This is a genomic window from Pseudomonas sp. WC1 (assembly GCF_050586565.1).
Classification (GTDB): Bacteria; Pseudomonadota; Gammaproteobacteria; order Pseudomonadales; family Pseudomonadaceae; genus Aquipseudomonas.
The window spans coordinates 41772-51730 of sequence record NZ_JBOBDQ010000042.1 but is presented as its reverse complement, the minus strand read 5'-3'; the positions used below and the strand labels follow the sequence as shown (position 1 = coordinate 51730).

Sequence of the window (9959 nt, the reverse complement as noted above, 5' to 3'; positions counted from 1 at the left end):
CCCACCCCCCCCCCCCCCCCCCCCCCCCCCCCTCCCCCCCCCCCCCCCCCCCCCCCCCCCCCGCTCCCACGTGCCCCTTGATCTTCATGCCTGGCGATACGGCAGCATCCCGCGCGCCTCTTCGGCATACGCCCTCACCCCCGCCCGCTCCTGCAGCAGAAAATCCTCCACCGCCCGGCGCAATCCCGGATGCAGCAGGTAATGCCACGACCGCGTGATCACCGGCTCGAAGCCGCGAATCAACTTGTGTTCACCCTGGGCCCCGGCATCGAAACGCTGCAGCCCTTCGCCAATGGCGAAATCCATGCCCTGGTAGAAACAGGTCTCGAAATGCAGACGGTCGAATTCATCCAGGCCCCCCCAATACCGTCCATACAGGCTGTCACCCCCGATCAGGCTGAGCGCCATGGCCACCTCGCGCCCCTGCTGGCGGGCAATGACCACACGGATGGCCTCGGGCATGCGCTCGGCGATCAGGCTGAAGAATTCACGGGTCAAGTAGGGCGCGCGCCGGCGCACGGCGTAGGTGTTGGCGTAACACAGGTAGACAAAATCCCACTGCGCCTCGCTCAGCTCGTCGCCCCGGTACCAGGCGAAGTCGATCCCCTGCCCCGCCACCTGTTCGCGCTCCTTGCGCATCTGCTTGCGCTTGCGTGAGCTGAGGCTGTCGAGAAAGTCCTGGAAGTCGCGATAACCCCGATTGCGCCAATGGAACTGGCAACCCAGGCGTTCCATCCAGCCTGGCAGACCGGTGAGCGCCTCATCCAGCGCAGTATCGGTGAAGTTGATATGCGCGCCCGACAGCCCGCCCTTGCCCAGGTACTCGGGGATGGCCTGCAACAGCAACAGGCCATCACTCGGGTCGGCGGCCAACAGGCGTGGGCCGCTTACCGGACTGAACGGCACGGCACCCAGCAGCTTGGGGTAGTAGGCAATACCTGCGCGCTCGCAGGCATCGGCCCAGCCATGGTCGAACACGTACTCGCCGAACGAATGCCACTTGCGGTACGCCGGCAGCAGCGCCCGGACCTCACCGTCGCGCTCCAGCACCAGGTGCTCGGCGGCCCAGCCAGTGTCAGGCACCACGCTGCCACTGTCCTCCATGGCCGTGAGGAAGGCATGGCGCAGGAACGGCTGGCCGTCGGGCACCAGTGCGTCCCAGGTGGTCGCCGGCAGGTCGCGCAGGTGGGCAAGGCTATGAAGGCTGATCACGGATGCAACTCGCTATGAACAAGGAGCCAGTATTGCCAAACCAGCCGTGACACTCAAATGACCCCTTGCTGACTTAACACCAGTGCCACTATTCGGACATTATTCTGTCATTCGCCCCCGCAATACTTGCGCCTGTTTTCCGGAACCCCAGAACCTGTCTAGTCAGGCCTTTTCCGAAGACATGCCAACTTGGGGGCGGGCGCTTGAGCCTCCCCACTTTTTCCAACAGGGAGAACCTTATGCGTCTTGTTTCTACACTTACCGGAGTGAGCCTCACCGGCATGATGCTGGCTCTGAGTACTCCGGCCAGTGCTGCTGTCGACGCCAAGCTGCTCGAAATGCTCCGCGCCAATGGCTCGATCAACCAGGCGCAGTACAACGAACTGCAGGGCGACCTGGCAAAGGAAACCAAGGAAAAGGCCGACCAGAAAGCCCAGTCCGAACGCATGAGCTCGTTCGAACAGAAAGTGGCGTGGGCCGCCAAGACCCAGATCAAGGGTGATGTGCGCCTGCGTTACGAAGACGTCAACGTCGACAACCCGATCTCGCGCAGTGGCAACCAGGACCGTGAGCGCGTCCGCGCCCGTGTCGGCTTCTACAGCGAGATCAACCCGCAAGTGGACGCCGGCGTGCGTGTGGCCACCGGCAGCAGCGCCGATGCCCGCTCGACCAACCAAAGCCTGGACAACTACTTCGAGAAGAAATCGCTGTGGGTCGACCTGGCCTACCTCGACTGGCACCCGACCGCCATCCCCAACCTGCACCTGATCGGCGGCAAGATGGCTCAGCCATGGGTGAGCATGGGCGACATCATCTGGGACAGCGATATCAACCCCGAAGGCATGGCGGTCACTTACAAGACCAACCTGGGCGCCACCGAACTGTTCGGCAGTGCCGGCCACTACACCCTCAAGGACAACGTCGACGGCGACGGCGTGCAGTTCAAGCACGACGCACAACTGTACCACGGCCAGCTGGGTGCCAAGTTCAACGCGGCCGACACCCTCAAGTTCACCGTGGGCGGCAGCATCTACGGCTACGACAACGACAAGGAGTCGACCGTCCTGCGTGCCCTGGGTAACACCACCAACGAGTTCAACCTGGTGGAAGGCTTCGGCCAGGTGGACTTCACCGGCTTTGCCATCCCACTCTCGGCCTATGGCCAGTTCGTCAAGAACACCGAAAGTACCGACGGCAAGGACAAGGCCTGGCTGGCCGGCCTGAAAACCAAGGTCGGCGCCTGGAGCCTGGACTACAACTACCGCGACGTGCAGCGTAACGCGGTAGTCAGCGCCTTCACCGACTCCGACTTCGGCAACGGCTTCACCGGGTCGCGTGGCCACAAGTTCAAGGTCGGCTACGAGATCGACAAGAACTTCTCACTGGGCGCGGCCTACCTGATGGCCAAGACCGACTTCTCCAACCTGCCGAACAGCGATGCTGACGTAGATACGCTGCAGGTGGACCTGGAAGCGAAGTTCTAAGCGCCAGGCTCCTTTGCTCCACCCTAAAGCGGGAAATGCTGACCCCATCCAGCATTTCCCGCTTTTTTTGCTCTGTCAGAAATGCTCCGGCCCTATCGCCGGCAAACTGACTCCCAAGAGAAATATGCACCACTGTGGGAGCCGGCTTGCCGGCGATAGGGCCGGAGCAGGCGAAACGGGTATCAGCGCTTGCGCAGGATCACGCTACCAATCGAATAACCCGCACCGAACGAGCTCAGCACACCCAACGCCCCCTTGGCCAGGTCATCCTGGTACAGGTGGAAGGCAATCACCGACCCTGCCGAGCTGGTGTTGGCATAACGGTCGAGAATCACCGGTGCCTCTTGCTCGTCCACTTCCCGACCCAGCAGCTTCTTGACGATCAGGTGGTTCATGCTCAGGTTGGCCTGGTGCAACCAGAAACGCTGGACATCGCTCGGCTGCTGGCCGTTTTCATCCAGGTGCTGGCCGATCAGTTCGGCGACCTTCGGGCAGACTTCCTTGAATACCTTGCGGCCTTCCTGCACGAACAGCTTGTCCCGCGAGCCGATACCCTCTTCCGCGGCGCGGTTGAGGAAGCCGAAGTTGTTGCGGATGTTGTTGGAAAACGCGGTCCACAGCTTGGTGCTGACAATATCGAACTGGTGCGCGGAGGTGGCCAGGTCAGCACGCTCGATCAGTACCGCGGTGGCGGCGTCACCGAAAATGAAGTGGCTGTCGCGGTCACGGAAGTTCAAGTGGCCGGTGCAGATTTCCGGGCTGACCACCAGCACCGCGCGGGCCTGGCCCAACTGCACGCTGTTGGCTGCCGTCTGGATACCGAAGGTGGCCGACGAACAGGCCACGTTCATGTCGAAGGCGAAGCCCTCGATACCGAGCGCCTGCTGCACTTCGATGGCGATGGCCGGGTACGGGCGCTGCAGGTTGGAGCAGGCGACAATCACCCCGTCGACATCGGCGGCGGTGCGCCCGGCACGTTCCAGCGCCTGACGCGCAGCGGCAACGCCCATTTCGCAGAGGATCGACTGTTCGTCGTTGGAACGCTCCGGCAGGCGCGGTTTCATGCGCTGCGGGTCGAGGATGCCGGCCTTGTCCATGACGAAGCGGCTCTTGATGCCCGAGGCCTTTTCAATGAAGGCGGCATCGGACAGCGGCGCCGCCTCGACTTCGCCACGCTCGATGGCGGCGGCATTGTCACGGTTGAAGCGCTGTGCCCAGGTGTTGAAGGACTCCACCAGTTCTTCGTTGGAAATGCTCTGGGCCGGGGTATACAGGCCGGTGCCGCTGATGACGACGTTGTGCACGGTCGTTCCTCTGGTCAAAGGCCATCGCCATGCGGCGCAGGCCGGGAAAAGGGCAACATAATGGCACCTTGGTACCAATTCATGGACGAGGGCTGCGCCCTCGATCGCTGGCAAGCCAGCTCCCACAGTTCAATACGTCCCCTGTGGGAGCTGGCTTGCCAGCGATGGGCCGCAAAACGACCCAAAATTCCGTCAAGTTTGCCACAAGTTGCAACGGTTAGGCTTCCACCTGACTCCACTGCTTGCTCAGTCGCTTGTCGGAAACCGGCACCTTGGTACCCAATTGCTGGGCAAACAACGACACCCGGTACTCCTCCAGCAGCCAGCGGTACAAGGTCAGTTGCTCATCGCGCTTGCCTTCCTGGGCATGCTTGTCGGCACGGGCCTGGTATTGCGCCCAGCAATTGGCCAGCTCGCCACTCCACACCCGGTCCTTCTGTACCTGCGACCCCAGCTTCTCCAGGCGCAGTTCCACTGCCTTGAGATACCGCGGCAATTCCTTGAACCAGGCCCCCGGCGTCTCGCGCACGAAGCCCGGATACACCAGGTTGGCCAGTTGCTGCTTGATATCGTTGAGCGCCACCGCCTGGCTCAGGTCGATCTTGCCCTTGAAGCGCCTCTGCAAGCCATGCCACAGCTTGAGCACCTCCAAGGTCAGGCGCGCCAGGCGCTCGGCATGCTCGCTCCAATTGCCACGCTTGCGTTCGGCCAGCGAGGCCAGGGCCGCGCCATCACGGGGCAGCGGGTCTTCGCCTTCGAGCACGCAACTGTCGAGACTGGCCAACAGGATATCCTCCACCAGTGCCTCGACCCGGCCCAATTCGCGATACAACAAGCCCAATTCGGTCAGCCCCGGCAGCTTGCCGCGCAGGAACTTGGCCGGCTCGGCCAGCTGTTGCAGCAGCAGGCGCTGCAGGGCACGTCGGTGCTGGAACTCGGCCTCGGCCTGGGTCGAGAACCGCCCCTCGCGCACCGTGCCGTTGTCCTCGACCAGTGCCGGGTACACGGTCATCGACAGCCCGGCAATCTTCTGCTGGGCGGTCTGCGCCACTTGCTCGAATACCTTGGCCTGCACCGGCTGCTCGGCCTTGTCGTTGCGCGGCAAGGCCAGGGCGGCCTGGCTGGCGGCGGCAAAACGGGCAGTCAGTTCGGCCAGGTCGCGGCCCTCGCCGAGGAACTTGCCCTGGGCATCGACCACTTCGATGTTCATGCGCAGATGGCCCTCGACCAGCCCGGTCGCTTCCGCCCAGGCCTCGTCGGACACCCGCGCCCCGGTCATGCGCAGCAGCTCATGGCCCAGTGCCTGGGGCAACGCGCCCTGGCCGAAGACCATGCGCGACAGTGCCGCCTTGACGAAGTCCGGCACCGGCACGAAGTTCTTGCGCAGGGCCTTGGGCAGGTTGCGCACCAGGGCGATGCACTTGGCCTCGAGCAGGCCCGGCACCAGCCATTCCAGGCGTTCGCCCGGCAGGTTGGGCAGCAACGGCGCCGGCACCCGTACGGTGACGCCGTCACGGGGGTGGTTCGGTTCGAAGTGGTAGCTCAGCGACAGGCGCAATTCGCCCACCTGCAGATGGTCGGGGTACTGCGCTGCGGTGACCTCGCTGGCCTCGCGGGCCAGTACGTCCTCCTCGCGCATGATCAGCAAGTTGGCGTCCTTCTGGCTGGTCATCCGGTACCAGGCATCGAAGGTCGCGGTCTGGTGGATCTCCGCGGGCAGGCGCGCTTCGTAGAAGGCGTACAGGGTTTCTTCGTCAGCCAGAATGTCGCGCCGGCGGGCCTTGGCCTCCAGTTCGTCGAGCTGCTCCAGCAGGCGCTTGTTGGCCGCCAGGCACTTGGCCCGGGACTGGATCTCGCCGCCGACCAGGCCATCGCGGATGAACAGCTCGCGGGAAGTGACGGGGTCGATCGGACCGAAATGCACCGGGCGGCGTCCGACCAGGATCAACCCGTACAAGGTGATCTGCTCGTAGGCCACCACCTGGCCGCGCTTCTTCTCCCAGTGCGGTTCGAAGTGGTTCTTCTTGATCAGGTGGGTGGCCAGCGGCTCGATCCAATCCGGCTCGATCTTGGCCACCATGCGCGCATACAGCTTGGTGGTTTCCACCAGTTCGGCGGCCATCACCCACTGCGGCCGCTTGCGGCCAATGCCCGACGACGGGTGAATCCAGAACCGCCGCTGGCGTGCGCCCTGGTAGTCGCCCTCCTCGGTCTTCTGGCCGATCTGGCTGAGCAGGCCGCTGAGAATCGCCTTGTGCATGCGCTGGTAGTCGCAGGCATCCTTGTTCACCGTCAATTGCAGGTCGCGACAGATCAGCGCCAGCTGGCGGTGGGCGTCGCGCCACTCGCGCAGGCGCAAGTAGTTGAGGAAGTTCTTGCGGCACCAGTTGCGCAGCGGGTTGGCGGTCAGCGCCTGGCGCTGCTCCTCGAAGCCGCGCCACAGGTTGACCAGCGCGGCGAAGTCGGAATCGACATCCTTCCACTGGGCGTGGGCCTGGTCGGCGGCCTGCTGACGCTCCGGTGGGCGTTCGCGAGGGTCCTGCACCGACAATGCGCTGGCGACGATCAGCACTTCCTGCAGGCTGCCCTGACGGGCGCCTTCGAGCAGCATGCGGCCCAACCGTGGATCGATCGGCAGACGCGCCAGCTGGCGGCCCAGCGGCGTCAGCTGGTTCTCGCGATTGACCGCCGACAGCTCCTGCAACAGGTTGAAGCCGTCACTGATGGCCTTGCCATCCGGCGGCTCGATGAACGGAAAGGCGTCGATGGCGCCGAGGCGCAGGTGCAGCATCTGCAGGATCACCGCCGCCAGGTTGGTGCGCAGGATCTCCGGATCGGTGAACGCCGGCCGGCCGTTGAAGTCGTCCTCGCTGTACAAGCGGATGCAGATGCCCGGCTCGACCCGGCCGCAACGGCCTTTACGCTGGTTGGCGCTGGCCTGGGACACCGCCTCAATGGGCAGGCGCTGGACCTTTGCGCGGTAGCTGTAGCGGCTGATGCGCGCGGTGCCGCTGTCTATCACGTAGCGGATGCCCGGCACGGTCAGCGAGGTTTCGGCGACGTTGGTCGCCAGCACCACGCGCCGGCCGCTGTGGGACTGGAAGATCCGCTGCTGCTCGGCTGGCGACAGCCGCGCATACAGCGGCAAAATCTCGGTGTGGCGCAACTGCGCCTTGCGCAGGATCTCGGCGGCGTCGCGGATCTCGCGCTCGCCGGGCAGGAACACCAGTACATCGCCCGGGCCCTTGCCCTGGCTGCGCTCGTACTGGGCGATCTCGTCGAGGCTGGCAAGGATCGCCTGGTCAACGGAAAGGTCGTCCTCGACCTGGTTGCCCTCCTCATCCTGTTCGCTGGTCAGCGGGCGGTACCAGGTTTCCACAGGGTAGGTACGGCCGGACACCTCGATGATCGGCGCGCCGTCGAAGTGCTTGGAGAAGCGCTCCAGGTCGATAGTCGCCGAGGTGATGATCAGCTTCAGGTCAGGGCGGCGGTGCAGCAAGGTCTTGAGGTAGCCGAGCAGGAAATCGATGTTCAGGCTGCGCTCGTGAGCCTCGTCGACGATGATCGTGTCATAGCGTTCGAGGAAGCGGTCGTGCTGGGTCTCGGCCAGCAGGATACCGTCGGTCATCAGCTTGACCAGGGTGTTCGAATCGCTCTGGTCCTCGAAGCGCACCTGGTAGCCCACCAGCGCCCCCAACGGCGTGCCCAGCTCCTCCGCGACCCGCGCCGCGACGCTGCGCGCGGCGATTCGCCGAGGCTGGGTGTGGGCGATCAGGCCGTGGCTGCCACGGCCCAACTCCAGGCAGATCTTCGGCAACTGGGTGGTCTTGCCCGAACCTGTCTCGCCGGCGATGACCAACACCTGGTGCTCAGCCAGGGCCTTCTTGATCTCGTCGCGCTTGGCGGCGATGGGCAGGTTGTCGTCGTAGCGAACGCTCGGCACGCTCTGCTGGCGCGCGGTGACCTGGGCGCAGGAGGCCTGTACCTTTTCCACCCACTGCGCGAGCTTGCCCTCGTCGGGGCGCTTGCGCAGCTCGTGCAATTGCCGGCGCAACCGATGGCGGTCGGCGATCATGGCGTGGTCGAGGTTCTTCAGCAGTTGGTCGATGGCGTGGTCTGTCATGGGGCTTTTTAATGATGCAGGCGAGTGCTGCTTTTTCATGATCGGCAGGCGTAAGAGGCGCGATTGTCGCAGATTTGCCCGCGGGATGCTGCCTGTTGCGGCTCTGGCGCAGGTCAAGCCCGACACGGGCCCTGCACGAATGTTTAGCTTCCACCGGAATGAACGTCGCCATTCACTGATTTAATCAACCTTACCGGCCATGTGAGTATCGAGAGATGCTTCCCACCCCGATGATCGCCCGCCCGCTGCCCCACCCTTCGCTGCCGAAGGCCAGGGCCTGTGTCGGAGAAAATCCGCTGGTGCACATCATCCTCGCCTTCTGGGCCCTGTGGCACTGCCGCCACGCGCGCCCACCGGACACTTCGCTTACGCACCCCTGACCCGACCCGGCCACCCTTGGCCGATTGACTCAGCCTGACCGCTCGCCTGCGCGGCGGTCCTGCGTGCCCCAGAGCGAATCCACCATGCACTTTGCCCCCGCAGAGCAAGCCAGGCGTTTCCTGGCCGATAACCCCGATATCGACCTGATCGAACTGTTCATCCTCGACGCCAACGGCGTACCCCGCGGCAAGCTGCTGCATCGCGAAGAACTGCTGGCAGTGTTCGACAGCGGCCGCCCGCTGCCCAGCACCATCCTCGGCCTGACCCTCAACGGCGATGATGTGGAAGACTCCGGCCTGGTCTGGGACGTCGGCGACATCGACTGCCGCGCCTACCCGCTGGATGGCAGCCTGGTGCGCCTGCCCTGGCGCCGGGTGCCGACCGCCGCCGTGCAGGTCAGCATGCACCCCAGCGAAGGCCTGCCGGCCAGCGTGGCGGATCCGCGTCATGTGCTGCTGCGGGTGATCGACGCCCTCAAGGCCGATGGCCTTCACCCGGTGATGGCCTGCGAGCTGGAGTTCTACCTGCTCGACCAGCAGCGCGATAGCCAGGGCCGGCCACAGCCGGCGCTGGACAGCGACGGCGGCCGCCCGCGCGGTACCCAGGTCTATGGCTTGCGCGAGCTGGAGCAGATCGAACCGTTCCTTGCCGACCTGTATGCTGCCTGCAAGGCCCAAGGCATCCCTGTGCGCACAGCGATCTCAGAGTACGCCCCGGGGCAGGTGGAAATTACCCTGGAGCACGGCGATGCGCTCCAGGCCATGGACCAGGCCGTGCGCTACAAGCGTCTGGTCAAGGGCATTGCCAATGCCCATGGCATGCAGGCCTGCTTCATGGCCAAGCCGTTCGCGCAACTGGCCGGCACCGGCATGCACATGCACCTGAGCCTGGCGGACGCCGCTGGCAACAACCTGTTCGCCAGCGAAGACAAGGCCGGCACCCCACTGTTGCGCCAGGCGGTGGCCGGCATGCTGCGCCACCTGCGTGAGTCGCTGCTGTTGTTCTGCCCCAACGCCAACTCGTTCCGCCGCTTCCAGGCCAACAGCTATGCCCCGCTGGCGCCGACCTGGGGCGTGGACAACCGCACCGTCAGCCTGCGCGTGCCCGGCGGCCCGGCCAACAGCCGGCATGTGGAGCACCGCATCTGCGGCGCCGACGCCAACCCCTACCTGGCCGCCGCCGCGATACTTGCTGCCGCACACCAGGGCATCCGCGAACAGCTCGATCCCGGCGCGCCAGTCGAAGGCAACGGCTATGCCCAGGCCAGCGAGTACCTGCCCACCGACTGGCTGACTGCCCTGGAAGCCCTGGAGCAGTCGGCCTGGGCACGGGAGGCGCTGGGCGAGGCCTTCCTCGGCGTGTACCTGAAGGTCAAGCGTGCCGAGTACCGCCAGTTCATGGCCGAGGTCGGCGAACAGGACTGGCGCTGGTACCTGCATCAGGCCTGACAGACGA

5 protein-coding genes are annotated in these 9959 nt (G+C 64.8%); 2 read left to right on the top strand and 3 right to left on the bottom strand.

Going from position 1 to position 9959, the window contains the following annotated elements:
* Positions 1–84: 84 nt before the first annotated feature.
* A complete protein-coding gene (locus ACQ4OD_RS18505) occupies positions 85–1212 on the bottom strand; it encodes a GNAT family N-acetyltransferase (RefSeq protein ID WP_430944729.1) in 1128 nt (375 codons plus the stop codon).
* Positions 1213–1451: 239 nt separating this feature from the next.
* Between ACQ4OD_RS18505 and ACQ4OD_RS18500 the strand changes: the two genes are divergently transcribed.
* Positions 1452–2696: a putative porin gene (locus ACQ4OD_RS18500; protein ID WP_198755436.1), complete on the top strand. Its 1245-nt coding sequence runs from the start codon at positions 1452–1454 to the stop codon at positions 2694–2696.
* Between the two features lie 182 nt (positions 2697–2878).
* Here the strand turns inward: ACQ4OD_RS18500 and ACQ4OD_RS18495 are convergent, their stop codons facing one another.
* Both ACQ4OD_RS18495 and hrpA read right to left on the bottom strand, forming a co-directional pair.
* Positions 2879–4000, bottom strand: coding sequence for a beta-ketoacyl-ACP synthase III (locus tag ACQ4OD_RS18495; protein ID WP_102684409.1), 1122 nt, complete (start codon positions 3998–4000; stop codon positions 2879–2881).
* Positions 4001–4217: 217 nt separating this feature from the next.
* Positions 4218–8123: an ATP-dependent RNA helicase HrpA gene (hrpA, locus tag ACQ4OD_RS18490; RefSeq protein WP_430944728.1), complete on the bottom strand. Its 3906-nt coding sequence runs from the start codon at positions 8121–8123 to the stop codon at positions 4218–4220.
* Between the two features lie 464 nt (positions 8124–8587).
* Between hrpA and ACQ4OD_RS18485 the strand changes: the two genes are divergently transcribed.
* A complete protein-coding gene (locus tag ACQ4OD_RS18485; protein WP_430944727.1) occupies positions 8588–9952 on the top strand; it encodes a glutamine synthetase family protein in 1365 nt (454 codons plus the stop codon).
* The last annotated feature ends 7 nt before the right edge of the window (positions 9953–9959 follow it).

Coding starts and splice junctions, on each gene's coding strand:
- hrpA (WP_430944728.1), bottom strand. CDS start 8,123: ATGACAGACCACGCCATCGACCAACTGCTGAAGAACCTCGACCACGCC.
- ACQ4OD_RS18485 (WP_430944727.1), top strand. CDS start 8,588: ATGCACTTTGCCCCCGCAGAGCAAGCCAGGCGTTTCCTGGCCGATAAC.
- ACQ4OD_RS18500 (WP_198755436.1), top strand. CDS start 1,452: ATGCGTCTTGTTTCTACACTTACCGGAGTGAGCCTCACCGGCATGATG.